We start from the raw sequence: 26,001 nt of genomic DNA, 5'->3' as shown, positions 1-26,001 counted from the left end.
GCCAGGATAGCTGCGATCGGGCACCCGGCGGGAGCCAATTGAAAGGTATTCTTCACTGGCACGCTATGAACCTCATCGCAGAAAGGGGTCACTCCCATTCTCTGCTAATCTGTACCAAACCACTTTTCCAGCAGGGCCTGATTATCGTCGTTCATTGCCATCAGCGTTCCCCTATGATCGGTAAGAAATGCCAAGGATAGCAACTTCCTGGCCTCTCTGATAGGTTTTCCCGGCCTTGTCGTCGATACCATAGACATGGCCGGAGGATGGCGAAATGCGTCTGGCAATGGCAGTTGCACGGCTTTCCGCCGGGATGCAGGGATCGACGAGGTCGCAAAGAAGGTGAAAGAGGTGCTGTGATGAAGGCGGGAGACTTCATCGATGTTCAGTCGGGGTCATCTCCGACCTTGCCTCCGATGACTCTGCCGAGCAGAGCGACGAATAATCCCGTGGACAACCCGCACATCAGGATACCTGTCAGGCCCTCGACGGGCCCGAGCAACCGCCACGGTCTGGGCAGTACCAGATCGCCGTAGCCAATCGTCGTATAGGTCACTCCAGAGAAATAGAACGCCGACTCGGCATCGGGCAGGCACTCCGTCCACAGATAAAAGAATGCCCAGACGGCAATCTCGCTCAGGTGGATCAAGATCAGAGCCAGCGTCAAGCGGATAAGTAGCCAGACAATGGGCCAGAAGCGCTTCGGCATCGGGGTGGGCGATCGCATAAAGACTCTGAGCAGCACGGCGAGCCCACTGGCATGCACGATGACCGTGACCCCCACCAGAACACACGCGATGACGAGATTCGAGTGCATCGTCAGGGATTGGCAGCGAGCATCGGGCGGCTGGTGCGGCAGTTCATCAGATTCATCGTCATCGATCCTCACGGTCGGGCGCAGCACCCTGCGTGCTCTGTTTTTCCTCGAACGATCTCAACTCATAAATTGATCCTTGCAGTTCCCGTGCGGCCCTGGAACTCGTCAATGACATCAGCCACCCTGACTCGGCGCCCGAAGTAGCCGACCCTTTCCTCCAGGCCTTCGGCGCGCAGCATGTCACGCACCGCCGCGTGCGCCGCCACCAAGCGCAGGCCGATGCCCGCCGCCTTGAGTTCGTCATGCAGTTTCGCCAGCATTCGCGCACCGGCCAGATCGACAGCGGGTGAAGTGGACAGATCGCATACCACCAAGCTGAGCGGAGCGGCGGTCGACCGAATTCTCTGCCAGACCGCATCGCGCACATACTCGACGTTGAAGTAGAGCAGGGAGGCCTCGACGCGGAACACCAGCGCACCCGGAACTGCCTCGTTGTCCGGGCTGCGCTCCATGTCGGAGTAACTCCGGAGGGTGCCGGGGATGCGGCCGAGGAAGGCCACATGCGGGTGCGCGGCGCGCCGGATGAGCAACAACATCGAGACGAGCACCGCCACAATCACGCCCTTGAGAATTCCGAACAGCAGCACGCCGGCGAAAGCGACCATCGACACGCTGAATTCGAAGCGGCTTACCCGCCACACGTGACGCAGTTCGCCGATATTAATCAAGCCCTTGACGGCAACCAGCACGATCGCCGCGAGAACCACGTTGGGCAGGTTGTACAGCAGCCCGGTCAGGTACATCAGGCAAAGACCGATCGTCAGCGAAGCGAAAACCAGGGCAAGCGGCGTTTTGGCGCCGGCCTTGTCGTTTACCGAGGACTGCGACAGGCCGCCGGCCACTGGGTACGCCTGAAAGAACGCCGCGGCCAGATTCGCGGCGCCCAGGCCGAGCAGTTCCTGGCGCGCGTCGATTTCGTAGCCGTGCGCCTGTGCCAGGGTACGTGCTGCGGAAACACTTTCCACGTACGCCAGCAACAGGCACGCGAACGCCAGCGGGATCACCCCATCCACGTCGCGCAGCCGCAACTCCGCCATGTGGAAATCAGGCAGGCCTTGTGGCAAGGCACCGACGATCTTGAAACCGAGATCCCCCAGTGCGGTCACCGACAGCATGAGGATGGAAATCACCACCACCAACAATGCGATCGGACGGCCCGGCAGGAATCTTTCCCCCAGTAGCAGCACCGCGAGAGCGGCCAAACCGAAAGCGAACACGGCGAGGTTGGTCCCGGGAAGCTGGCCAGCGAGGATGACGATGCGCTCGAAGAAACCCTCACCGCCGCCCTTGACCCCGAACAGCTTGGGCAACTGGGTCATGGCAATCGTCAGCGCCGCGCCAGCCTTGAAACCGAGCAGTATGGTTTCGCTGATGAAGTTGACCAGCGAACTCAGTCGAAACAGCCACGCCAGCACGCACATGGCGGCGATGACCAGTGCAGTCAGCGCCGCGATGTCGGCCCAGCGACCCGGATCGCCCTGCGCCATGCCGGCGATCGTGACGCCGACCAGCATCGAGATTGCCGAGGTGGGACCGACCGCCAGTTGGCGAGATGATCCGAACAGGGCATAGAACAGGCCGCCGACCAGATAGCAGTAGATGCCGTACTGCGGCGGCAGGCCGGCCAGCGAGGCATAGGCGAGCGACACCGGGATGCCGTAGGCGGCAAGAGTGACACCGGCGATCGCGTCGTTCGCCAGCCACTGGGGCCGATACGCGGCGAGCCACTGCGCCGGGGGAAAGACGGCGCGCCAGCCGCGGACCGGTGGGTCGCGCGCCAACGCGCTCGCGGGTCGCGCTCCTTCAGTATCTGCGGCTGGACTCACGGATTGTCTTCCACCTGCGCTTCGAGTCGTCCTTCCCGGACCGCCTTGACGAAAGCCCGGTAGTCCCGCTGATTCTGGTCGCTGTACTCGACCGCGAACTCGCCGATGGCGTCGTCGAAGATGGAGCTTGAACCCATGTAGCCGGCGATCAGCGCCGCATCCCCGGAGCGCGCATGCGCTCGCGCCAGTGCCCTGGCACACAGCCGGCCGTAGATGGTCAGCAGGTCGACATCCCATCCCTCGACGATGGCGCTGATCTTGACATCGCGCAATTGCCGGAAATAGTAGTGCCGGCCGTTGACGCCTGCCGTCCAGCCGAGGAACATGTCGCTCGCTCCCTGCATCAGGCGCTGCCCCGCAACCACTCGCTGGCCGTGATTGGCATGCAGGCTCGCCCCCGCATAGGGTTCCAGAACCGATGCCCGCGCTTCCTTGATCTGCAAGAAGAGCGGGTCATTGTCCGCAGCCATGAACAGCGCCACGAGGCATTGGGTCCCGACGCTGCCCACGCCGACGACCTTGACCGCCACGTCACACAGGTGAAAGCGGTCGAAGAGCACGCGCACGTGCTCGGGAAGGGACGCGCGGTAAGTGTCCAGGGCTTCCCGGTACTGCGTCTGCATTCCCGGAGCCTGTTCTTCACTGGGGTGGAAGACGAGTGGCGGATTGTCCTTGATCTTCGGCAGCGCCCCGTGATGTTCGGCGAGCTTCAGGAAAACGTTTTCGACGGCGCTTTGCTGGCGCGCTTTCTGGATCCGCCGGGCGACGAGCTGCCTGCGTTTGTCGCTGGTTCCGCTCATCTCGGCCTGAACGCGGTCAAGAGGGATGGTGTCGTACCAGACATCGAGCGCCCGCATCGACGAATAGTCGGCCATCCGCTCGCGGTAGGCGCGCACCGTTGCCGTCGCCGCCCGTGTGGCCTCGTTTTCATGCAGGCGCAAGTATTGCGCGGCAATGACGATGCTCGCGGCAAGACGCTTGAGATCCCACTCCCAGGGCGCCGGCAGCGTCTCATCGAGGTCATTGACATCGAAAACCACTTGCCGCTCCGGCGTCGCAAAGCCACCGAAGTTCAGCAGATGCGCGTCGCCGCAGGCCTGTACCCGGAGTCCGGTGTTTGGCGTAGACGCGAGGTCGGCGGCCATGATCGCGGCCGAGCCGCGGTAAAAGGTGAACGGCGACTGCAGCATTCGCCCGAAGCGGATCGGCACGAGTTCGGGCATCCGGCCCTCGTTGGAGGCGGTCAGCACCTCGATCGGATCACGCCGTTTCTTCGGCGGTTTCCATCCGCCCTGTGCCTCGCGCGACACCAGATCGCGCAGTGCGCTCCCTTGTGCGCGGCGCTCCTGCGGGGACAAGACTACCGCTTGGCCATTTCCGGCGGCGCTTTCCTGCTTGTCATCAAACTTGCTCCTTACCATCTGCAATCCTCCGTCTTGGTCAACACGCGTCATATGGATTCATTATAGTCCCAGTTCCGGAGACGCCGCCATTGCCGCGGCGGCCTCGGCGAGAGAAGTTGTTTGCATTCTTTACCATGCCAAATGGGTTACATGCAAGATTATGGGTTTTGCCTGGCAAGCCCGCTCACTGTCCGTGCCAGTAACGTCGATACGCCGCTCGATACGAGGAGAGAGCGAGTTCGCTCGTCAGATCGATGCGCACCGCACCATCCCGATCGGTGCGCCACACCCGGCTGCCGGAATAACGTTCGACGACGTCGGGACGGGGATGCTGATAGCGGTTTCGATAACCCACGGGGATGATCGCCGCACGCGCGCCAACGGCGGAGATGAAGTCGGGCGTCGACGAAGTGCCGCTGCCGTGGTGCGGCACCAGCAGCACGTCGCTGCGCAAGCGGGCCGCGGCCCGGTCGAGCAGGGCCTGCTCGTCGCGCGCCTCGATGTCGGAGGTGAGCAGGACGCTGCCGAAGGCATTTTCGATCCGCAGCACGCAGCTCATGTGGTTGGTTTTCGCCGCCCTATGCTCGTAATCAGTGGCTGACGGGTGCAGGATCGTGAAGCGAACGCCGTCCCATTCCCAGGCCTGCCCGGCAAAGCAGGGTTCGCCGGGAAGTTCGGCAACCGACGACAGCGTGCGCGCAATCGGCAGGGCCTCCTGCACCGCAAGCACGCCTCCCGAGTGATCCGTGTCGCGATGGGTCACGACCAGCGCATCAATCTGCCGGACGCCGTGCGCACGCAGATAGGGAACGATGATGCGTTGCCCGGCGTCCGACTCGGCGCTGTACAGTGGGCCGGCATCGTAGAGGAGATTGTGCTCGGCAGTGCGCACGACAACCGCCAGTCCCTGCCCGACATCGAGGACGTCCACCCAGGTATCGCCCACCGACGGTCGTGCTGCCGGCCAGAGCAGCGCCGGCAGCAACAGGCACAGCCCGAGCCAGCGTGCCGGGAAACCGCGCGGCAGCAGTAGCCAGATCACCCCGAGCATCGCTACCAGCGTCGCCGCCAGCGGCGGTGCCGGCTGTTCCCATACCGGCCAGACCGCCAGCCATTCGAGAAAACCCATCAAACCGGACAGCAGCCAGTGATCGAAGTAGAGCAGCGGCGGCCAGGGAAAGACGGCGAAGAGCAGCGCCAGCGGCGTGATCATGAAGCTGACCAGCGGGATCGCAAGGGCGTTGGCCAGCGGCGACACCAGCGAGAACTGCTGAAACATCAGCAGCAGCAGCGGCAGCGTCCCGAGGGTCACTGCCCACTGCGTCGCACCCCAGTTGGCAAGCAGCGCTCGCCAGCCACGGGAAGCACCCAGCCGGGCCGTACCGACAAAGAAGAGCAACCCGACAGCCGCGAAGGAAAGCCAGAATCCCGGCGCCAGCACCGCCCAGGGGTCGAGCAGCAGCACCGCCAGCAATGCCAGCAGCATGCTGCGACTGGCGCCGAGATTGCGGCCCGACCACAGCGCCAGGGCAACGACGCTCAGCATGTAGACGGTCCGCTGCGCCGGTACGGCAAAACCGGCGAGCAGGGAGTAGCCGAAAGCCGTGCACCAGCCAGCGGCGATCGCTGCTTTCGGCGCCGGCAGGAAGAGCATCAGCCGCTCGCTGCGCCGCCACAGCCAACCGACCAGACCGGCAAACAGCGCCGCCACCATCGTCACGTGCAGGCCGGAGATCGACATCAGGTGCGTCACCCCGGTCAGCCGGAACAGGCGCCACTGTGCTGCCGGAATCGCCTGCTCGTCGCCGATCGCCAGCGCAGCGAGAATGCCCACATACGCTGCATCGGGCAGAACTTCAAAAAAGGAACTGCGTATCCGGTCACGCCAACGCTCGATGACATAGGCAGGCCGCAGCACAAAGTCGTCGAGACGCTGTGCCTCGGCGCGCGGACGCACATAGCCGGTGGCCCGCAGGCCACGCTCGAAGAGCCAGGCCTCGTAATCGAAGCCATGCGGGTTGGCGTTGCCGTGCGGGCGTTTGAGACGAACGGTGAAGCGCCAGCGCTCGGCCGGGCGAATCCGCGGAGCATCTCGCCACTCGTCTTCGCGCCAGCCGTGATACCAGGAAAGCATGATCCGCCGCGGCAGACGCGCGCCGGGAGTTTCTACCGCCTCGACGTCGAATTCGCAGCGTTCACCGCGCTCGAAGGCATGCGGCAGCGCCGCAATGACGCCGACGACCTGCACATCACGCCCCTCCCACTCGGCCGGGAGCTGATCCAGCAATCGCTGCCCGGCGAGCAGTGCCGCCCAGGCCAGGCCCAGCATGGCACAGGCGATCGCCGTGACGGTTCGTCCCAGTGCATGCTGCCAGCGGCCGCAGCAGAGCAGCAGCAATGCACCGCCGACCAGCAGGCCAGCGGCGAGCGACAACGCCGGCAGAGTCTCCTGAAGCTGCAGGCAGCCGACACCGAGAGCAAAAGCAAGAATGTTGCCGCGCATGACGAATTAAAGCAGATTCTGCTCTCGTCAGGCGGCCATCCGCACGTTTCACCCCCGGCGACCGACCACGATCGGGATTTCCGCGGCGCTGCCGGCAAGGTCTCGGCGCGCGTGACCTGGACGGATCTCAGCTCAGCCGGAAGCGCCGCACCTCGGCTTCGAGACTTTCCGAGAGACGTTCGAGCTGCGCCGCCGTGGCGGCGTTGCCGGCAACGGCTGCGCAGTTCTCCTCGGCCATGCGCGCGACCTGCTCGACGTTGCGCGCGATCTCGGTGCTGGCGACGCTCTGCTCGCGCAGCGCATGCGAGATGTCGGCAACCTTTTCCACCACCTGCCGCGCATTACCGCCGATCTCGCTGATCGACTCGCCCGCCTGGGTGGCCAGCGCGACACCTTCGGCTACCCGGCTGACCCCCTGGCTCATGCTCTCCACCGCGTCGCGCGTGCCGCTCTGAATCGACGCAATCATCGTCGAGATTTCCTGCGTTGAACGAGCAGTCCGTTCGGCCAGCTTGCGCACTTCGTCGGCCACCACCGCGAAACCGCGCCCCGATTCGCCGGCACGCGCCGCCTCGATGGCCGCGTTGAGCGCCAGCAGGTTGGTCTGGTCGGCAATTTCCTTGATCACATTGACGATCGCCGAGATTCGTTCCGAGCGACCGCCCAGCTCGGCGACAATCGCCGCCGACTGGTTCACCACCTCGGCAATCCGCTCGATCTCGCGGACGACATTGCCGACCACGCGACTGCCGTCAGCCGACAACTCGCCGGCACGGCTGGCAATGCGATTGGCATCCTGCGCGTTGGTCGACAACTGTTCGATCCCCGAGCGCATCTGTTCGATCGCGCTTGCCATGTTTGACGCCGCCGTGCTCTGTTGCTCGCTGCTGCCATTGATCTGCGCAGCCGACCCGGCAAGCTTTTTGGTCGCACCGAGCACCTCGCTGGCACCGTGGTGGACATTCTCGATCAGGCCGCGGAATGCACTCACCATCTCGTTGAGGCTGTCCCCGACGAGTTTCAGTTCATCGCGGGTAGCGAGGTCGACACGCACATTGAGATCGCCGGTGGCGATCGTGCGCGCATCTTCGGCGAGGCGATCGATGCTGCCGATGGTCGCGTAATACAGGCCGACCGACACATACGCGTAGAGCAGCAGGATCAGCACCGACACCGCGATGCTCATGGACAGCTCACGCTGCGCTCGCTCGATGCGGCGCTGCAGCAGCTTTTCGAGCGTCGGAAACAGCGTCTCGAACATCTCCTGGTAGCCCTTTTCGAGCGACGCGGTGGTCAGTGCGAAATAGTCGTCGGGAAGCGTTGCGTAGGTCCCCGAGAGGATGTCCTGGTTCACCAGCGCGCTGACTTTCTGGGCCGCCACACTCATGTCCGTGATCGAAGCCTGCAGCGAGGCATGCAGGTCGGGATTGTAGCGCGCTGTCTTTTCGAGATTGCGGCGCAGGGAAACGACCGAAGAATTCATTCCGGCCAGCAGAACCGTAAGCTCGACCTGTTGCGACAACTCCAGCGGCTGTTTTTTCGTCAGAACGCCAGTTCCCAGCGCCCGCAACTGGCCCATGCGCTCGATCGCCTGCGGCGACTTTTCGAAGGCCGTATCGATCAGGTAGGTTGAGTCGATATCCGGATCATTGGTCAGCGCATATTCATCGGCGACCACCGCCTGCAAAGCCAGAACCTCTTCAATCAGGCGATTGTGCGCCTCGAAATTCTCGCGCTGAACGAGGTGGAGCCCATCCTTTTCGATGGCAGCCCAGGCTTCGACCACTTTCTTCCAGGCAGCACTCGTCGCCAGTTCTGACACCAGGCTGGCTTCAACGGCCTTGAAGGCTGCACTCACTTCCTTTTCCCGAGCGGCGCGCTTGTCCTTCATCGCCTCGTTGCCACTGAGCATGCCCGCAGAGAAACCGCGATGGATCTGCAGATGCTGAACCATGCGGGCAATCGGCTTGATCACTTCGATCCCGGCCAGTTCCCGCTGCGAGCTGTCGATCACCCGGTGCAGACTCTGGTAGAGGTTCAGCACCAGCATGGCGATCGCCAGCAGCGCCAGCACCCCCATGATCGCAAACTTTTTCGTATAGCCGACGCGGTTGAGCAGCGCGATGGCCGGGGCAAACAAGGTTTTCATGAGCAGACTCCAGCTTACAAGTTCCAATCATCGGCGATCGGTGCCGAAACCTGAGACACGCGTCGGGAGGAATGCAGGCTGCCGTCGCGCAGCGTCAGAATGCGCTCGGCACGCTCGGCGAGCGCCGGGTCGTGGGTGACGATCACGAAACTCGTCTGCCGCGAACGATTGAGCGCCAGCATCAGCTCGAAAACGCCGGCAGCGGTCTGCCGATCGAGATTGCCGGTCGGCTCGTCGGCAAGCACGCAGGCCGGTTCGGTGACCAGTGCGCGCGCGATCGCCGCCCGCTGCCGCTCGCCGCCCGACAACTCCGACGGGGTGTGCCGCAAACGGTGCCCGAGTCCGACCTCGCCGAGCACGGCCGCAGCGCGCGCTTCTGCCTCGGCTTTCGGCATGCGCCGGATGTACAACGGCATGGCGACGTTCTCCAGCGCGGTGAACTCGGCGAGCAGGTGATGAAACTGATAGACGAAACCCAGGTGGCGATTGCGCAGGTTGCCGCGCTGTGCTTCATCGATGCGGTTCAGATCATTCCCCATCAGCTGTACCTCACCAGCGTTGGCGGCGTCGAGACCACCGAGCAGATGCAGCAGCGTGCTCTTGCCCGAACCCGAAGCACCGACGATCGCCACCCGCTCGCCGACCCGGATTTCGAGATCGACACCAAGCAGCACCGCGACTTCGCTGTCACCCTGCTGATAGATCTTGCGTAAGCCCTGACAGGCCAGAACCAGCTCACTCATAACGCAGCGCTTCCGCCGGATTGACGCGTGCCGCACGCCAGCTTGGATAAATGGTGGCCACGAGCGCCAGCAGAAAAGCGACGCCGGTAATCGTCGTCACGTCGCTCCATTGCAGTTCCGAAGGCAGATTCGAAATGTAATACACCTCCTTGGCGAGAAACTGCGTACCGAGCAGGCGCTCGATGAACGGCACCACGACATCGACATTGAGCGCCAGGGCGACGCCGCCGGCGACGCCGAGGCCGAGGCCGACGCAACCGATCAGCGACCCCTGCACGATGAACACCGCCATGATGCTCGCCGGGCTGGCGCCGAGCGTGCGCAGGATGGCAATGTCCGACTGTTTGTCGGTCACCGCCATGACCAGCGTCGAGACGATGTTGAAAGCGGCTACGGCGACGATCAGCGACAGGATGATGAACATCATGTTCTTCTCGATCTGCACGGCGCGAAAAAAAATTGGCGTGGCTGCGCGTCCAGTCGCTGATGAAGGCATGGGTATCGAGCTTGCCGGCCAGCGAACGCGCCACCCGCGGCGCCACAAAGAGGTCGTCGAGTTTCAGGCGCACGCCGGAAACCCGGTCATCCATGCGGTACAGACGCTGCGCGTCGGCGAGGTGGATCAGCGCCAGGCCGCTGTCGTACTCGTACATGCCGACCTCGAACAGACCGACGACATGGAAGGTCTTCAGACGCGGCACCACGCCGGCCGGGGTCACCACGCCCTGCGGTGCGATCAGCGTTACCCGGTCGCCGACGAAAACGCCCAGCGCGCGCGCCAGCTCCGAACCGAGGATGATGTTGAAGCGATCCGGCTGCAAGGCGTCGAACTGGCCACTTTTCATGTGCGGGCGAAAGTCTGCGACCCGGTCCTCGAGGTCCGGCAGGATGCCGCGCACCAGCGCGCCGCGTACCGATTGCCCGTAGGCCAGCATGCCCTGCGCCTGCACGAAGGGCGCGGCGGCAAGCACCTGCGGCTGTCCGGCGGCCTGCTTCGCGACCTGTTCCCAACCGGCCATTTCGCCGCCGGCGCCGGTAATCTCGACATGCGAGACGACGGCGAGAATGCGCGACCGCAACTCGGTCTGAAAACCGTTCATCACCGACAGCACGACGATCAGCGCCGCGACGCCCAGCGCGATGCCGAACATCGAGATCAGCGAGATGAAGGAAATGAAGTGGTTGTGCTTCTTGGCGCGCGTATAGCGCAGACCGATCAGCAACTCGTAGGGAAGGGCCATCAGCGGCGGAAACTCATCTCAAGGAACCATTCGAAGCGCCGAAACGGCAAAGGCGCTATGCTACACTTTTCCGACAGTGGCTGCCCTCCCCAGCAGCACTCTCCGCACACCTCACCCACCCTTGCCGTCAGCACCCAATCCGTCCCGCACCCATGCAGCTCACCCTGGTCGTTCCCGAACTCATCTGGCCTGAACCCGACGACCGCGAAAGTTTCGATGCGCTTCCCTGCGACAGCCTGAACACGCTGATCGCGCGCAGCCGGCGCACGCGTCGGCCGCCGCAGTCGCTCGAAGCGACGCTCTGCGATGCTTTCGGCCTTGCCGAGAATGCTGCTTACGCCGCTTTCCGGGTTCTCGGTGAAGTCGCAGGACCGGCCGTGGCCGGCGCCTGCTGGCTGTGCGCCGACCCGGTGCATCTGCGCCTGCACCAGGAACGTCTGATTCTCGCCGACGCTGGCCGTCTCGACATCACCGCCGCCGAAGCGATGGCCATCGTTGACGAACTCAATCGCCAGTTTCCGGATCTCGGCACTTTCCACGTCGGCACCCCCGATCGCTGGTATCTGCAGCTTGCCGGCAATATCGAACTCGGCCGCTTCGACGTGCTGCCGCTGTCCGCCGTCGCCGGCCGCAGCATCGGCCGGCAATTGCCGGAAAGCACCGAGTTGCGCTGGCTGCGCCAACTGCTCAACGAAGTGCAGATGGTGCTGCATCAGCACCCGGCCAACGATATACGCGAGAACGCAGGCCGCTCGACGATCAACAGCCTGTGGCTGTGGGGCGCCGGTGTCCTGCCGGCAGGCAGCGCCCAGGTCTTCACCGGCGTCTGGAGCGACCACCCGCTGGCGCGCGGACTGGGTCGCGCTTTCGACGTACCGGTGCAGGCCGTCCCCGACGATGCCGCTGCCCTGCTGGCACAGGCCAGTCCCGACAGTCAGCAACTGCTCGTTCTCGATTCGCTGCAAGCGCCAGTACAGTACGAAGACGGCGACGCCTACCGCGCGCAACTGCTCGCACTCGAAGCCCGCTGGTTCGCGCCGCTGCAAAGAGCGCTCGCCGGGGGAAAAATCCGGCGCCTGCGCCTCGCAGCATCGACGGCTTACGCCATGCTGGTCTGGGAGAGCAGCCGCAGCGAGCAGTGGCGGCTGTGGCGCCGCCCGCAGCCGCTGGTGGCGACCGCGCAGGCACTGGCCAAGGATCATGAGATGGACGCACAATGACCCGTCTCTGCCGCCGCGGCGTCTCGCCACGCATCCAGTGGCAGCTCGAACAGCAGGGTGTGCACCCGCTGCTGGCGCGCATCTACGCTGGGCGTGGCATCGTCCTGCGCAGCGAACTCGATTACGAATTCTCGTCGCTGCTGCCACCCGCCCGGCTGACGCACGCCGCCGCCGCCGCCGTTCTGCTCGCTGACGCCATCGCCGGGCAGCAGAGAATCCTCATCATTGCCGACTACGACTGCGACGGTGCCACCGCCTGCGCGCTTGGCATCCGGGCACTACGGGCTTTCGGCGCAGAGGTCGATTATCTGGTACCGAACCGCTTCACCTACGGCTACGGACTCTCCCCCGACATCGTCGAGCTCGCGGCGACGAAGAAGCCGAATCTCATCGTCACCGTTGACAACGGCATCGCCAGTGTCGACGGCGTTGCCCGCGCCAGGCAGCTCGGCATCGCCACGCTGATCACCGACCACCACTTGCCAGGCGACGAACTACCGGCCGCCGACTGCATCGTCAACCCCAATCTTCCCGGCTGCACTTTCCCGAGCAAGCATCTGGCCGGCGTCGGCGTGATCTTCTACGTGCTGCTGGCGCTGCGCGCCGAGTTGCGCGAGCGCAACTGGTTTTCCCTGAGCAATGGGCGCAGCGAACCCAAACTCGCCGCGCTGCTCGACCTGGTCGCCCTCGGAACGGTCGCCGACGTCGTCAGGCTCGACCATAACAACCGCGTGCTCGTCAGCCAGGGCCTCAAACGCATCCGTCAGGGCCAGCTCAACCCCGGCCTGCGCGCCCTCTTCCGTGCCGCCGGACGCAATCCGGAGAAGGCCTCGGGCAACGACCTCGGTTTCCTGATCGGCCCGCGTGTGAATGCCGCCGGCCGCCTCGCCGACATGTCGCTGGGAATCGAGTGCCTGATCACCGACGATGAGGGACGCGCGCTGAATATCGCGCAACAACTCGACGCACTCAACCGCGAACGCCGCGAGATCGAATCCGGCATGCAGGAACAGGCCCTGCTCCAGATCGCCAGGGCCGCCCCCGACCTGGATGACGCAGCAGCAGCGTCAGCAGTCTCGCTGTTCGATGCCGACTGGCACCAGGGAGTCGTCGGCATCGTCGCCGCACGCATCAAGGAAAGGCTGCACCGTCCGGTATTTGCCTTCGCGCGCGGCGGCGGCGGCGAGATCAAGGGATCGGGCCGTTCGATCGCCGGCCTGCACCTGCGCGATGCCCTCGATCTGCTTTCCAAGCGCGCGCCGGGCCTGCTGTTGCGCTTTGGCGGGCACGCCATGGCCGCCGGAGTGACGATGCGCGAAAGCGACTTTGCCCGCTTTCGCGAACTGTTCGCAGCGATTGCCGACGAGTTGCTGGCGCCCGCCGATCGCACGCACACGCTGGAAACCGACGGCGGCCTCGAAGCCGCCTATTGCACGATCACCACGGCGCGGCTGCTCGAAGCCGAAGTCTGGGGCCAGGGTTTTCCGGCACCGCTGTTCCAGGACGAGTTCGTCGTCGAGAGCCTGCGCATCCTCAAGGACAAACACCTCAAGCTGCGCCTGCGCAAGGGAACACAAAGCCTCGACGCGATCCAGTTCAACTTCGAACAGGCACCCGGCAACACCATTCGTGCCGCTTACCGGCTGGCAATCAACGACTACAACGGCGTCCAGACGCCGCAATTGATGATCGAACATATCGAAAACCATTCGCTCTGAATGGACTGACGAGCAAGCCGTTCAGCGCCTGTTTTTTGTGCATTTCGAGCGCTTCGCATGGTCTCTGCAAGGGTAAAACAGACGGTGCTTGACGAGCCGCTGCACGCCGGAGATACTTCCACTGAATCGGGCGTTTTGCGCGTCCGTTCTGCCCTCGTTTCTCGAGATCCTCGACCCTTTTGATCAACCGAATCTGGAAAAAGCAAATCATGAGTGCAACACAAATCAAACCCGGCGTCGCCACTGGCGACGAGTTGCAAGCAATTTTCGAACTGGCCAAGGCCAAGCAGTTCGCCCTGCCGGCGGTGAACGTCATCAACACCAGCACGGTGAACGCAGTCATGGAAACCGCCAAGGAGCTCAATTCTCCGGCGATCATCCAGTTCTCCAACGGTGGCGCGCAGTTCTTTGCCGGCAAGGGCCTCGACAATGCCAGCCAGCGCGCCTGCATCGCCGGTGGCATCTCCGGCGCCCAGCACATTCATCTGCTGGCCGAACTCTACGGAGCGACGGTCATCCTGCATACCGACCACGCGGCCAAGAAGCTGCTGCCGTGGATCGACGGCCTGCTCGACGCCGGCGAGAAATACTTCCAGACGCACGGCAAACCGCTCTACAGCTCGCACATGCTCGACCTGTCGGAAGAGCCGATCGAGGAAAACATCGAGATCTGCAAGCGCTACCTCGAACGGATGAGCAAGATGGGAATGACGCTCGAAATCGAACTCGGCGTCACCGGCGGTGAAGAAGACGGCGTCGACAATAGTGGCGTAGACAGCTCCAAGCTCTACACTCAGCCGGAAGACGTGGCATTGGCCTACGAAGCGCTTTCGCAGGTCAGCGATCGGTTCACCATCGCCGCGGCCTTCGGCAATGTGCATGGCGTCTACAAGCCGGGCAACGTCAAGCTGCAGCCGATCATCCTGAAAAACTCGCAGGATTACGTGCAGAAGAAGTTCGGCACCAAGGAGCACCCGGTCAACTTCGTCTTCCATGGCGGATCGGGATCGACCCTCGAGGAAATCCGCGAGGCGATCTCCTACGGGGTCATCAAGATGAACATTGACACCGACCTGCAGTGGGCTTTCTGGGATGGCGTGATGGGCTTCTACAAGAAAAACGAAGGCTATCTGCAAGGTCAGATCGGCAATCCCGAAGGCGATGAAAAACCGAACAAGAAGTTCTACGACCCACGTGCCTGGCTGCGCAAGGGTGAAGACGCTTTCCGGGCCAGACTGAAGCAGGCTTTTGCCGACCTGAACAACATCGGCACCCTGGGATAATTGACTCCCGGCACATGAAAACGGGCTGGTCCAGGTCTGGGCTGGCCCTTTTTTGTGCCTGCCTGACATCACCTTTCATTAGTACACCGAGGATCAAACCATGAGTACCCTGGTAGAGCAGCTCATCCAGACAGAAGCGCACCAATCGATTTTCGAATCGGCCGTGCGTCAGCTTCCCCTTCCGGTCTGTGGTGCTTTCGGCTCGTCGAGCAACCCACATCCGGTCAGCTTCAAGAACACAGAGCGCGTCCTCAGCACCAAGGACAATGACGCCGTACGCGCGCAGTTCCCGCAAAGCGTCGCCGCCTCCAACAATATCGTCCTCACTTCCGCCGGCGCCAGTACTGCCGTAGTGCAGGGCAAACGCGTCGCCGTGCTGTTCTCGGGCGGCCCTGCCGCCGGTGGCCACAACGTGGTCTGTGGCCTCAAGCGGGTTCTCGGCGCCGGCAACACGCTCTTCGGCGTCAAGGCGGGGCCCAAGGGCCTGCTCAAGGGCTCACTGTTCGAAATCACTGACGCCAATGTCGACTTCATCCTCAACACCGGAGGCTTCGACTTCCTCGGCTCGGACCGCACCAAGATCAAGAGCGACGAGCAATTCGCACAGGTCCGCGAAACCTGCATCAAACACCAGCTCGACGCCATCGTCGTCGTCGGCGGTGACGATTCCAACACCAATGCCGCAGTCCTCGCCGAATCGCTGTTCACCGGCGTCAAGGCTGACGGCTCCGGCGTGCAGGTGATCGGAGTACCGAAAACGATCGACGGCGATCTGCAGATCGGCGACCTGCTCTCGATCTCGTTCGGCTTCGATACCGCGACGCGCATCTATAGCGAGATGGTCGGGAACATCCTGCAGGACACCAGTTCCTCGCTCAAATACTGGCATTTCGTGAAATTGATGGGCCGCTCGGCTTCGCATGTCGCACTCGAAGTCGCACTGCAGACCAAGCCGGCGATCACCCTGATCTCCGAGGAAATCGCCACCAAGCAGGAGTCGCTGGCGAGCATCATCGACCGCATCGCACAGGTCATCGTCGAACGTTCGCACCAGGGAATGAACTACGGCGTCCTGCTGGCACCGGAAGGCCTGATCGAGTTCATCCCGGAGATGAACGCCATGATCGCCGAACTCAACGATGTCCTCGCGCATCACCTCACCGAATTCGCCGCGCTGGCTGACGACGCCAAACAGGCTTTCATCGAGAGCCGGCTCAGCCCCGCAAATGCCAGCCTGCTGGCCTCGCTGCCGCACTACATCGTGAACATGCTGCTCGCCGAACGTGACTCGCACGGCAACCTGCAGGTCTCGCTGATCCCCACCGAGCAGTTGCTGGTCGACATGGCCAGACAGCGCGTCAGGGAACTCGATGCGAAGGTTCCGTTCGCCGCGCACAGCCACTTCCTCGGCTACGAGGGCCGTTGTGGCGCACCGACACTGTTCGATGCGGCCTACACCTTCAATCTCGGCCTGACCGCCGGCTCGCTGATTCTCGACGGCCGCACCGGTTACATGGCGACGATCACCGGACTCACCAGCGGCGGCACGCCACAGGCGATTCCGCTCGCCGGTCTGCTCAACATCGAGCGCCGCCATGGCAAGGACGAGTTCGTGATCGAGAAGGCACTGGTCAAAATGGATTCACCGGCGATGCAGTACTTCGTCTCGCGGCGCGACGCCTGGGCCGCCAGCGACCTCTTCGCCTCGCCGGGTCCGCGCCAGTTCTGGGGTCCGACGACGGATCAACTGCCGATCAGCGTTGCGCTGAACTCGGGGGCCGACGCGCTGATGTTCAAGATCGGCTGAACGCGCAGCTTTGTCCGATCAGCAAGGGCCATCGGCAACGATGGCCCTTGCTGGACGACCCGATTCTACCTCGTTCCGTCGCGGACTGACCTGCCGCCGACGTTCTGGGGATTGGCGCCGCCAGACCGGGTATCAGCCACCCGCGGCTTGCTCTCCGTGCTGCTGGAAATCTCATTGAGCGCCAGACGGCCGGGCCAGTCCGCACCATTGCCTGTACGGGCCTGAGCGGCAGGGGAAAAGACCGGCGCTTTGCTCGTATCCGACGCCGGTGTGGCGCACTGCCCGTGCTGCGGCTCCTGAGCAGGCGCCTTGCCGTCCCTCTCCGGACAGCTCGGTTTCTGTTTCACCGGCTGACAACGCCGATCCGTGAACTCAACCCGGCCATCAACCTCGCATCTGAACAACGAACCGGCAATCGCCGGCTGGCAGATTTGCAGCATTTGCAAACCCAGAAAAACCACGACGATGCTCCGCAACTTCATCGATGACTCCCACGCCTGTCTTGATGTGAAAGTCGCGCATGCGACTCACGAATCTCCCCTCCCCTCGCGGGGGAGGGGGAGGGGGAGAGGGAAACGGTCATGACTTTCATGATCGGAGGTACCTGGAAAAGTCATGACCGTTAGACTGACCACGGGTTTGATCTTCACACGCTTCCAGCATCGAGCACGTGTCGAAAATCACGGTTAGAGAATCTTCTGAGTCGGCACTCTGGATTGCAGTCATCAGTAATCGGTTGATTTCATGACCCGCATGCCGCGAGCCGTCATCTCGGTGACGAAGTCGGCGCCGAGAGACTCGAAGCCCGCCACCGAACTCGAACAGTCCCCGAGCAGCACGAGCTTGCGGACGTTGTCGTCACCGAAATTTGCGGCAATGTCGCGCACCGTGTTGGCCACGCAGTGCGACAGCGCCTCTCCGGCGATCAGAATCTGATCGGCGCGAGCCAGCGTGTCGATGAAGCGCGTATTGACCAGGGTGGACGGATCCGCAGCGTCCGGCACTTCCGCCTTTACGGCACTGTAATGCTCCGTAAAGGGATTCGATCCCTTGGTGACATAGTCCACGATTTCCATCCGGCTACGCGCCCAGCGGTTGAGCGCGCCCATCAGATCGACCTGGATGTTGTGACCCCAGCTACCGATCAGACAGTGTTCGGGCCAGATCAGTAGCGCATAACGCCCCGCCTGACTCAGTTGCCTGACATAAGCCGCACTGCGTGCCTGCGCGTCAGGATGACGAGCGCGCCATTTCCCCGCAATCACGTCGTCCTGGCTGATGACGGTAAAGGGCACAGGCGGGTTGCCCAGCGAATCCACCCACCAGGAAGCGTGGGCGATATCCACCGGGTTGTGCGAATCCAGTGTGACGTGAATATCGTCCAGCCGGGCGGCATGGGCATCGACAAAGGCCGCCAGGCGTTGCATATCGGCATTGGCTCCCGCAACCGGCAGCGCAGCACCTGCGATGTCGCAGAAGTCATTTTGCGGGTCAATGATGAGCAAGTGAGTCTTCTTCATAACCTTCTCCTGATGTTCGTGGTATTTTGCCACTAAGCGCAGTGTATCAGGCATATTTGCCAGACGCAACTAACCAGGGTAAAATTTCTTTCCTCTTGAATGGCTGGGGAAACCATCGCCATGTACCCACCGATCATCGTCACCGTCGACGTGGTTCTGATGACCCTTTGTCTCGATGCACTGTGCGTGGCGCTGCTCCGGCGCCCAAACGACCCCTTTGCTGGAGAACTGGCCTTGCCCGGTGGATACGTCCATGCACAGGAGGATGGGGATGCCGAGGATGCAGCCTACCGCATTCTGCGCGAGAAGATGGGCATCAAGCCGCCCTACCTGGAACAGCTCGCGACGTTTGCCGGAGATCGGAGAGACCCGCGCGGCTGGTCTGCAAGCATCGCCTATTTCGCCCTGGTATCGCCGACGACCGAGGCCACCTGGCAGCCGGTGAGCGAGTTGACGAAGCTCGCTTTCGATCATGCGGCGATCATCCAGGCAGCGGTCGAAAGGTTGCGGAACAAGTCGGCGTATTCCGTTCTGCCTGCGTACCTGCTGCCGCAAACCTTCACCCTTGCTGAACTGCAGAAGATCTACGAACAGGTTCTGGGATCGCCACTGGACAAGAGTTCCTTCCGGAGAAAGATCAAGGAACTCGATCTTCTCGATCAGGTCACCGGCAGCTTTCAGGTCGGCAACCAGCGACCCGCGCAGATTTACCGCCTGAAGAAGATGGTCACCTTCGACAGAACCTTGAGTCAGTCGGCGCCTCGGAAAGCTGCGCGGAGTGGCCAGTGAAGCGCCCGTTCGCCGGCGAAATCAACGTTTCTTGCGTTCCTCCATCTCCCGCAGCAGACGTTCGACTTCAAGACGCCTGCTCTCTTTCGTTCCCCAACTCAAATTCGGTTGCGCAGCGCCGGCCCGAGCTGCCTGCAGGCGTTCCCTGAACGCCTTTAATTCAGCCTGGCGAGCCTGCTCCAAAGCCACGGCGCGCTCGGTGGCGATGGGTACGCTGCGTTTTTGCAGGCCGCCCAGAGTGAGATAGTGGTCGATGGCCTCCGGGAGCTGCTCCCATCCAGAAAACTTCCGGCTCTCCGTCCGGGAAAACTCGCTGATCAGCGGCAAATTGAGCGCCGTATAGATCGGCGTCCACCGCTCTTCGTCCCCCTGCCTCTGCCGTACCGCGAGTTTGGGATTGAACTGATACCAGCCCTGCGCGACGCGCATGAACAAGGCCCGGTTGTAGGCGTAATCGCGCTGGATTTCGTTGCGGGCAAGCACTCCGGAAAGATGCTGGCGTTTGTTCCGTTCGGGACGCACGATGTTGGCCGGCAGGTGCTGCCAGGCGCCGAGAATCGCCTGCGTATCGAAAGCACCGTTGGCGCGACGCTGCCAGTGGGTAAAGCGTGACTTGAACAGCACCCACAGCGTCTGAAAAATGAAGTATTCGGACAGATGCCGGTCGATGCGCACCAGTCGATCACCGGTATTGACGTCGATGCTCGCCGGCGCCAGCAGTTCGTAGAGTGCGGCCAGCGGACCGCTGGCAAACTTGGCATCGCGGAAAGCTTCGCGCAAGGCCCAATGCAGGGCATTGTAGCCATAGTGATCGACGGTCTCGCGGTTGGCGCCGCGTTCGAGCAGGGCTTCCGCCAAGGCGACGTTGCCGGCGACGGCCGCAGCCATCAATGGCGTCTGGTTCATCGGCAGGCGATGGTCGATGCCGTACTGCTCGCATTGCCTGAGAATGTCCTTGAAATGGTTGGCGAAGTAAGGGACGTAGGTCTTGCGGCCGAAGGTCGCGCGTTGCTGCGCAAAATTTTTCGCCGGCTCGAATCTGGCCTCGCTGACCAGCCATTCGGCCAGTTGCGGCTCATCATGACAAGTCGCGTATTCGTAGAGTTGCTGCTTCATCTTCGAGCCAGGCGTCTGTTCGCGAAACACCTTGACCAACAGTTCGATGACCTTGGTTTCGTTGAATACCGGCCAGGGTACCGGCGTCTGCTTCAGAATCGTGCGACGGATCGCTTCGGCCTGTTCCTGCTTGCCTTGCAGTTCCAGCTTGCGCGCTTCCTTCTGCCAGTCTTCGAGGGTCGATTGTCTGGCCTCGACCTTGACCTGGCCGGGGCTCAGGTCGAGCAGTGCGAAGAGCGGATGTGCGGTGTCCGACTCGATGACGTAGATGTTCCGGATGGCGCGCGTCAGCGCCACATAGAGAGCATTGACAAAGAATTTGTAGACTTCCAGCGACTTGTCGCTCTTGTCCTTTGCCCGCCGGTAGTCCAGGGTCTCAACGGCCAGATCGGCCCGGGCAACGCCCTCGACGATCTCGCTGAACTCGGCGCGATGATCGGAAATGAAACGGTAGAGGATGATGTTCTCGTATTCGAGGCCCTTGGCTTCATGAATCGAGAACAGCAGCGGCGTCGCGAAGTGCCTTCTCGCTTCCACCTTGTCTTCGTCGCGCATCACCAGCACGGCGAACTGGGTAGACTGGCGAATTTTCTGGTCGAGTTCGCGCTTTGTGACGTCCTTGTCGGGCATCAGCGCAACCTGTCCGGTGTCGCCGCCCACCGCCTGAACCAGGAAGTTGCTCTCGCGGTCAATCGAGCCAAAGCGCCTTTGCTTGATTTTCAGCAACTGGTTGGCGACCCGCGTGGCCTCCAGACCGTTGCGGAAATTGGCCGTGAGCACGTGCAGCTCCTGCCGCTCGGCCAGCTTGGGGTCTTTCCAGAACAGGCTCTTGACCTGACTCCAGGAAAAGAAGTTGGGATGGACGATCTGGTTGGAATCGCCGCAGAGCAGAAAATTGCCAGGCTTCCGCAAGGTCTTGAGGACCAGCGCCAGTTGCACGGTGGTGATGTCCTGCACCTCGTCGATGACCACGAAGTCGTAGCGTGGCGCGGCCAGCCGTTGCCAGTCCTGGGCGACAAGATTCAGGTCGTAGAGTTTCGCCTCGGCGAGCCAGTCGCGATATTTCTCGAACAGATCGTAGAGTTTGTCGCGCAACTCGACGGGGAAGATCGACTGACGTATGCCGAGCGCCAGGTAGTCGTCGCGTGCGAGAACGCCGCTGGCACCGGCTGCCAGCACGCCGCGAATTTCTTCAAAGACCTGATGGCCGTCGAATTCCTTGAAGGCCTGCCGCAGCCGCCCGAACCAGCCGGCAAAGTCGCGCCAGCCGGCTTCCCGGCCCGGCGGAACCCGGATCGATTCGACAAACTCGCGGTACGAGAGGAACACCGCTTCCTGACCGGCGTGCTCGAAGCCGTTTGCGTAATAGAGATCGCGGGCGCTCTGCGCGAGGTAGGCGGAGTGGGTGACGTAGAGCACCTCGCCTTCTGCGTGCTTGAGCTTTTCCAGGGTCAGCGCGGTCTTGCCGCTACCGGCGCAGCCGACGACGATCAGCGGCGCTGGCCGGCGGTAGATGGCCTCCTGCGTGTCATCGAAGGAGATCGGCTTGTCGAGCAGGTGAATCGTCGTACGCTCCGGGTGCAGGTAACGTACCGGCTGTGCTTCCCTGATCGCTTCATCAACGCCAATCTCCGGAATCTTTTCGTCGTCGATCGCCGCGCCGCGCAGAAAGCGCGACTTGTCGTAATCATGATTACTGATCACTTCCAGCATCAGTGCGCAGGTTTCGTCAGCGTGGCGAATCAGGGTGAACAACAGCCGGTCGGCGTCATCGAGCCTGGCCCGGTAAAACTTGCCATGGCTGAGATTGGCCAGCTTCTTGACCTGTGCGGCACGAAAGTCGTTGCGTGTGATGGCCTCCACCACCTTGCGATAGCTGGCCTTGACGCGAGACGTGTCGAGGCCGGTGTATTCGAGAATTTTCACTGTGATTTGCCCGGATGATCTGGATCGGTCTTGCTTGGTGGGAAGGCTGGAGGCCGGGTAAACGCCTGACGGGCCCTGCAGAGTATCCCGCAGCAGCGATTTTAACCGTTCCTGCATGGCGAGTGCGGCCGAACTGCCTGCCGCAAGATGGTGGATACGATTGACCGCGGTCGATGAGGAAACATATACTCTTGATGCTGCAGTTGCATATTCCATCCTTGATAGCAAATTCCCAAGAACGAAATGAGGCGCTTTCATGCATCCGAATGTCCAGAAGCTTGCCGGCAAGAAATACCGTCTGATCACCCGCAGTGACTTTGATGGTCTCGTATGCGGAATGCTCCTGACCGACCTCGAGTTGATCGATGAGATCAAGTTCGTTCATCCCAAAGACATGCAGGATGGACTGATCGAGGTCAATGAGCGGGATATCACCACCAACCTGCCGTATGTGAAGACTTGTGCGCTTGCTTTCGATCATCATGAAAGCGAGTTGATTCGCAACCAGGAAGCCATGGATGCCAGGAATTACATCATCGATGGCCATGCTCCATCGGCTGCGCGCGTGGTCTATGACTGGCTGGGCGGTTCCGGGACCTTTCCGGAAATCGACCACGGGATGATGCTTGCGGTAGACAAGGCGGATTCAGCCCAGTTTACCCAGGACGATGTACTCCATCCGGACGGCTGGGAACTGCTATCCTTTCTGATGGATGCGCGCACGGGACTCGGACGCTTCCGGGATTTTCGCATCAGCAATTATCAGTTGATGATGCTGTTGATCGATTATTGCAAGACGCATCCCATTGATGAAATCCTCGAGCAAGCCGATGTGCAGGAGCGCGTGACGCTTTTTCGCGAGCAGGAGGGACTCTTCAAGGATCAGATCAGTCGCTGTACGACGGTACACCAGAACCTGGCGATCCTGGATTTGCGAAACGAAGAGACGATTTACGCAGGCAACCGCTTCGTCATTTATGCCATGTACCCGCAGACCAACATCAGCATCCATGTGCTCTGGGGCCTTAAAAAGCAGAATGTGGTTTTTGCCACCGGAAAATCCATTTTTGACCGTAGCTCCAGAACCGACATTGGCGCACTGATGTTGCAGTACGGCGGAGGCGGGCACAGCGCTGCCGGGACATGCCAGATTCCCGTGGAAAAGGCCGACGAGGTTCAGCAGGAACTGATTGCCCGAATCAATGCGGATGGTTGAAGTGGCCGAGGTCAGCGGCTGCACCACTCCGGATCAGGGCGCCATGTAGCCACCCAGTCCGGTCATGCCGCCGTTTGCTGGTCAGCATCGGGGCAGGCAGCGCACGCTGCTGCACAGCCGGTGCGTCCTCGTCGGCGAACCCTCACCCCGGCGAAGAACCGGGCGTCGCCGACTCGCCGGGTTGCGGCAAGTCCACCCTGCTGCGGCGCTTGCAGCTTGATGATACCCGCCAATGTTTTGCTGAGGGAAGCGACAGGGTTTCGCTCTTCGTATCGCTCGGCGAGTATCCGCTCGACAGGGATCCGGCCAGGAATGCGCCGCGCCCGCTCGACTGGCTGCAGGCGCAGTGGCATCGGCAGACGCCGTGTCTGCCCGACCTGGAAGTGCTGCTGGGCGAGCGCCGCGTCCTGTTGCTGCTCGATGCGCTCAACGAAATGCCGCACCGCGACGTGGACGACTTTCGCGAGCGGATCGAGCAATGGCACCGCTTCCTGCGCGACGACTTCCCGCCCGGCAAGCGAGGTCGAGTGGGAGGCGGCCGCGCGTGGCCGGGCCGGGCGGTGCTACGCCTGGGAAGGCGACTTCGACCCTGCTCATTTCAACAGTTTCGAAAGCCACGTGCGCGGCACGACGCCGGTGGGTGTGTTTCCCGTTGGAGACACCCCGCAAGGTATCGCGGACATGAGCGGCAATGTGTGGGAGTGGACCGGCAGCCTCTACCGGCCCTATCCCTATCACGCCGAAGACGGCCGAGAATCCGGAGGATGGTGATGGCCCGCGCGTGGTGCGCGGCGGCGCGTGGGACTACGACCGTATCAACGCGCGTTGTGCTTGCCGCGACCCCTCCCATCCCAATCCTCCCAACTTAGGACGAAAGCATAATTCATCGAAGACTCTTTGTCCGCGTAGTTCATATACCATAGCGTCTCTCCAACAAGCTGATCAGAAGAGAGAACTGATGCCATCACTGACCCTGAAGTATTCAAATGTAATTAATGCACTCGCCCGCTATCTGTCCTCCCAGGACCTGATGGAGAAATCCCGTCTCGATCCCCGGCATTTCACCCGCGACCGCAAGCTCACCTTCCCCGTGATCCTGAGCTTTCTGCTCTCGGGTGTACAGGGCGCCGTCCAGTCGGAGTTGAATACGTTCTTTGCCGACCTCCGGAATCGGGCGGAGTCGATCCGGAAAGTGAGCGCACAAGCGTTTTCCGCCGCGCGCTACAAGATCAGTTCGCGGGTCTTCGACGAGGTGAACCGGGAGTTGATCGCCCACGTGGAGAAGGAGATATCGATTCCTCGATGGCAGGGGCTGCGGGTGGTTGCCGGCGATGGCACGACGGTTCAGCTGACGATGCGGAAGAAGGGGATACGTTCGATCGTCAGTGGCGTGGCGTTCGGCCTTTACTTGCCGGGAATCGAACGGTTTCTCAGCTTCAAGTTGCAGATGGGCAGTGGTAACGAACGACAGATGCTCTTCGAATCGATTGATGAGCTGTGCCCGCAGGATCTGCTGCTCCTTGACCGGGGCTTTCCCTGCCGGTGACTGCCCGCAGTCCTCCTCGCGCGCCCCATTCATTTCTGTATCCGTTGCGATCTTTCCCGTGGATTCAAGGTGGTGCGTGAATTCCTGCGCTCCGGCGAAAGCGAACGGGTGGTCACGCTGCGCGCACCGAACCGGCGGGATGCCGAAGACTACGACTGCCCGTGGACGTCCACGACGGTTCGCCTGGTGCGGGTAGTGACCCCAAATGGGCGGATCCATGTGGTGATGACCTCTCTATTGGATGCGATCGCTTTTCCCACTGCCGCTTTCGCGGGGCTCGATCATTCTCGCTGGAGAATTGAGGAGGCTTTCAAACGGATCAAGCATCGCCTCGGCCTCGAGCACACTTCCGGCCTGTCCTGGCACGCCGCCAATCAGGACTTTGGGGCCAAGCTGAGCTTCGACAACCTCAATGCCCTGGCCGCCTATGTCGCGACGGATGCCCACCTCGACCCCGACTCCCCCTACAGAATCAACCGTACCCAGGCGATCCAAAAGATCAAGGAAAAAGTCGGCCGCTGGCTGCTGGCCGGCGCGGCTACTACCCGCCAACTCAAATCCCTGATGAAAGAGATCGCCAGGGACCTGCAGAAGCTCGTCCCCGAGCGAACGAATCCCCATCACCCTCAACCCAAACCTCATCTCTCTCATGCGTACAAACCCGCATGACTATGTGCTAAGTTGCGAGGATTGCGCTTGCGGGGCAGGGGGGCTAAACGGTTACGACAGACCTGCCAGGATGCGCCTGAGCAAGCATGACCTTTTCCAAATGGACGACGAGTGGCTGAAGAAGCACCCGATTACCCACAACTCACTTGACATAGGAGCGCGCGGCGTGGCTTGACTCCAACGCGATAGCAAACGCTGTTGCATTTCCGCTTACCCACCCCATATATGCAAACGGCAACAGTTTTCAAGCTGTTGTTAAAACGTATATTTCGTAATCTTGCGGAGGTATGGCATGGGTTGGGCAGCGGAGGAGTTCAAGGATCTGGATTTGGGGGATGCGCGGCGGACGCGGCGCTTGATCAAGCTGGTGGATGATCTGTCGGCACAACCGACCGGAAGCATCCCGGTGGCTTGCGGGGGTTGGGCGGAAACCAAAGCGGCCTACCGGC

At 62.0% G+C, this 26,001-nt stretch carries 18 protein-coding genes and 3 pseudogenes; 11 read left to right on the top strand and 10 right to left on the bottom strand.

Annotated features, from left to right (window positions below; all coding sequences use genetic code 11):
- Positions 1-385: 385 nt before the first annotated feature.
- From E4Q08_RS07625 to E4Q08_RS07595, 7 genes and pseudogenes are all read right to left on the bottom strand, one after another.
- Positions 386-904 carry a potassium channel family protein gene (locus tag E4Q08_RS07625; RefSeq protein WP_169069928.1) on the bottom strand — a complete coding sequence of 173 codons (519 nt, stop codon included), beginning with the start codon at positions 902-904 and terminating at the stop codon, positions 386-388.
- A gap of 35 nt (positions 905-939) precedes the next feature.
- The gene (locus E4Q08_RS07620; protein ID WP_211203351.1) at positions 940-2,658 is read right to left on the bottom strand and encodes a SulP family inorganic anion transporter; all 1,719 of its coding nucleotides are present in this window, start codon (positions 2,656-2,658) and stop codon (positions 940-942) included.
- Positions 2,659-2,699: 41 nt separating this feature from the next.
- Positions 2,700-4,124 carry a DUF2252 domain-containing protein gene (locus tag E4Q08_RS07615; RefSeq protein ID WP_034908417.1) on the bottom strand — a complete coding sequence of 475 codons (1,425 nt, stop codon included), beginning with the start codon at positions 4,122-4,124 and terminating at the stop codon, positions 2,700-2,702.
- A gap of 166 nt (positions 4,125-4,290) precedes the next feature.
- Entirely contained in the window at positions 4,291-6,609 is a 2,319-nt protein-coding gene (locus E4Q08_RS07610; protein WP_169069926.1) for a DNA internalization-related competence protein ComEC/Rec2, read from the bottom strand.
- A gap of 127 nt (positions 6,610-6,736) precedes the next feature.
- On the bottom strand, positions 6,737-8,758 hold the full coding sequence (locus tag E4Q08_RS07605) for a methyl-accepting chemotaxis protein (RefSeq protein WP_169069925.1): 2,022 nt from the start codon (positions 8,756-8,758) through the stop codon (positions 6,737-6,739).
- A 14-nt stretch (positions 8,759-8,772) separates the two neighbouring features.
- Positions 8,773-9,501 (bottom strand): lipoprotein-releasing ABC transporter ATP-binding protein LolD, encoded by a 729-nt coding sequence (gene lolD / locus E4Q08_RS07600; protein ID WP_169069924.1) that lies wholly within the window; start codon positions 9,499-9,501, stop codon positions 8,773-8,775.
- Positions 9,494-10,742, bottom strand: a pseudogene (locus E4Q08_RS07595) (lipoprotein-releasing ABC transporter permease subunit). The gene lolD and the pseudogene E4Q08_RS07595 overlap by 8 nt, the downstream one beginning before the upstream one ends.
- Positions 10,743-10,894: 152 nt before the next feature.
- Here E4Q08_RS07595 and E4Q08_RS07590 point away from each other — a divergent pair.
- From E4Q08_RS07590 to E4Q08_RS07575, 4 genes are all read left to right on the top strand, one after another.
- Complete coding sequence (locus E4Q08_RS07590) at positions 10,895-11,962, top strand: hypothetical protein (RefSeq protein ID WP_169069923.1); 1,068 nt, start codon at positions 10,895-10,897, stop codon at positions 11,960-11,962.
- Positions 11,959-13,680, top strand: coding sequence for a single-stranded-DNA-specific exonuclease RecJ (gene recJ, locus E4Q08_RS07585; protein WP_169069922.1), 1,722 nt, complete (start codon positions 11,959-11,961; stop codon positions 13,678-13,680). Before E4Q08_RS07590 ends, recJ begins: the two co-directional genes overlap by 4 nt.
- Positions 13,681-13,889: 209 nt before the next feature.
- A complete protein-coding gene (gene fbaA, locus E4Q08_RS07580) occupies positions 13,890-14,963 on the top strand; it encodes a class II fructose-bisphosphate aldolase (protein WP_169069921.1) in 1,074 nt (357 codons plus the stop codon).
- A 100-nt stretch (positions 14,964-15,063) separates the two neighbouring features.
- On the top strand, positions 15,064-16,770 hold the full coding sequence (locus E4Q08_RS07575) for a diphosphate--fructose-6-phosphate 1-phosphotransferase (protein WP_169069920.1): 1,707 nt from the start codon (positions 15,064-15,066) through the stop codon (positions 16,768-16,770).
- 65 nt (positions 16,771-16,835) lie between these two features.
- On the opposite strand, the gene E4Q08_RS07570 is transcribed toward E4Q08_RS07575, so the two are convergent.
- Positions 16,836-17,252 (bottom strand): hypothetical protein, encoded by a 417-nt coding sequence (locus E4Q08_RS07570; protein WP_169069919.1) that lies wholly within the window; start codon positions 17,250-17,252, stop codon positions 16,836-16,838.
- 243 nt (positions 17,253-17,495) lie between these two features.
- Positions 17,496-18,359, bottom strand: coding sequence for a cysteine hydrolase family protein (locus tag E4Q08_RS07565; protein WP_248594763.1), 864 nt, complete (start codon positions 18,357-18,359; stop codon positions 17,496-17,498).
- Positions 18,360-18,410: 51 nt separating this feature from the next.
- On the opposite strand from E4Q08_RS07565, the gene E4Q08_RS07560 reads away from it, so the two are divergent.
- The gene (locus E4Q08_RS07560) at positions 18,411-19,079 is read left to right on the top strand and encodes an NUDIX hydrolase (protein ID WP_169069918.1); all 669 of its coding nucleotides are present in this window, start codon (positions 18,411-18,413) and stop codon (positions 19,077-19,079) included.
- Between the two features lie 21 nt (positions 19,080-19,100).
- Here the strand turns inward: E4Q08_RS07560 and E4Q08_RS07555 are convergent, their stop codons facing one another.
- Positions 19,101-22,121 carry an ankyrin repeat domain-containing protein gene (locus E4Q08_RS07555; protein WP_169069917.1) on the bottom strand — a complete coding sequence of 1,007 codons (3,021 nt, stop codon included), beginning with the start codon at positions 22,119-22,121 and terminating at the stop codon, positions 19,101-19,103.
- A 256-nt stretch (positions 22,122-22,377) separates the two neighbouring features.
- Between E4Q08_RS07555 and E4Q08_RS07550 the strand changes: the two genes are divergently transcribed.
- From E4Q08_RS07550 to E4Q08_RS07525, 6 genes and pseudogenes are all read left to right on the top strand, one after another.
- Entirely contained in the window at positions 22,378-23,337 is a 960-nt protein-coding gene (locus E4Q08_RS07550; protein ID WP_169069916.1) for a DHH family phosphoesterase, read from the top strand.
- Positions 23,265-23,732 (top strand): annotated as a pseudogene (locus tag E4Q08_RS26030) (hypothetical protein); the annotation flags it as partial. The gene E4Q08_RS07550 and the pseudogene E4Q08_RS26030, both read left to right, overlap by 73 nt.
- Positions 23,650-24,012 (top strand): annotated as a pseudogene (locus tag E4Q08_RS07540) (SUMF1/EgtB/PvdO family nonheme iron enzyme); the annotation flags it as partial. The pseudogenes E4Q08_RS26030 and E4Q08_RS07540, both read left to right, overlap by 83 nt.
- 283 nt (positions 24,013-24,295) lie before the next feature.
- Entirely contained in the window at positions 24,296-24,883 is a 588-nt protein-coding gene (locus tag E4Q08_RS07535) for a hypothetical protein (protein ID WP_169069914.1), read from the top strand.
- The gene (locus E4Q08_RS07530; protein ID WP_332352191.1) at positions 24,884-25,552 is read left to right on the top strand and encodes a transposase; all 669 of its coding nucleotides are present in this window, start codon (positions 24,884-24,886) and stop codon (positions 25,550-25,552) included.
- 292 nt (positions 25,553-25,844) lie between these two features.
- The coding region (locus tag E4Q08_RS07525; protein ID WP_169069912.1) for an IS4/Tn5 family transposase DNA-binding protein at positions 25,845-26,001 on the top strand (157 nt) is incomplete at its 3' end.

Source organism: Candidatus Accumulibacter contiguus, from assembly GCF_012940005.1.
Lineage (GTDB): Bacteria > Pseudomonadota > Gammaproteobacteria > Burkholderiales > Rhodocyclaceae > Accumulibacter > Accumulibacter contiguus.
The sequence above is the reverse complement of the archived record's forward strand: the minus strand, read 5'-3'. Positions and strand labels throughout refer to the sequence as shown.

Bases quoted from the DNA above. Each gene is read 5' to 3' on its own strand.
- E4Q08_RS07615 (WP_034908417.1), bottom strand. From the start codon at position 4,124: ATGGTAAGGAGCAAGTTTGATGACAAGCAGGAAAGCGCCGCCGGAAAT.
- E4Q08_RS07610 (WP_169069926.1), bottom strand. From the start codon at position 6,609: ATGCGCGGCAACATTCTTGCTTTTGCTCTCGGTGTCGGCTGCCTGCAG.
- E4Q08_RS07605 (WP_169069925.1), bottom strand. From the start codon at position 8,758: ATGAAAACCTTGTTTGCCCCGGCCATCGCGCTGCTCAACCGCGTCGGC.
- lolD (WP_169069924.1), bottom strand. From the start codon at position 9,501: ATGAGTGAGCTGGTTCTGGCCTGTCAGGGCTTACGCAAGATCTATCAG.
- E4Q08_RS07590 (WP_169069923.1), top strand. From the start codon at position 10,895: ATGCAGCTCACCCTGGTCGTTCCCGAACTCATCTGGCCTGAACCCGAC.
- recJ (WP_169069922.1), top strand. From the start codon at position 11,959: ATGACCCGTCTCTGCCGCCGCGGCGTCTCGCCACGCATCCAGTGGCAG.
- fbaA (WP_169069921.1), top strand. From the start codon at position 13,890: ATGAGTGCAACACAAATCAAACCCGGCGTCGCCACTGGCGACGAGTTG.
- E4Q08_RS07575 (WP_169069920.1), top strand. From the start codon at position 15,064: ATGAGTACCCTGGTAGAGCAGCTCATCCAGACAGAAGCGCACCAATCG.
- E4Q08_RS07570 (WP_169069919.1), bottom strand. From the start codon at position 17,252: ATGAAGTTGCGGAGCATCGTCGTGGTTTTTCTGGGTTTGCAAATGCTG.
- E4Q08_RS07560 (WP_169069918.1), top strand. From the start codon at position 18,411: ATGTACCCACCGATCATCGTCACCGTCGACGTGGTTCTGATGACCCTT.
- E4Q08_RS07550 (WP_169069916.1), top strand. From the start codon at position 22,378: ATGCATCCGAATGTCCAGAAGCTTGCCGGCAAGAAATACCGTCTGATC.
- E4Q08_RS07535 (WP_169069914.1), top strand. From the start codon at position 24,296: ATGCCATCACTGACCCTGAAGTATTCAAATGTAATTAATGCACTCGCC.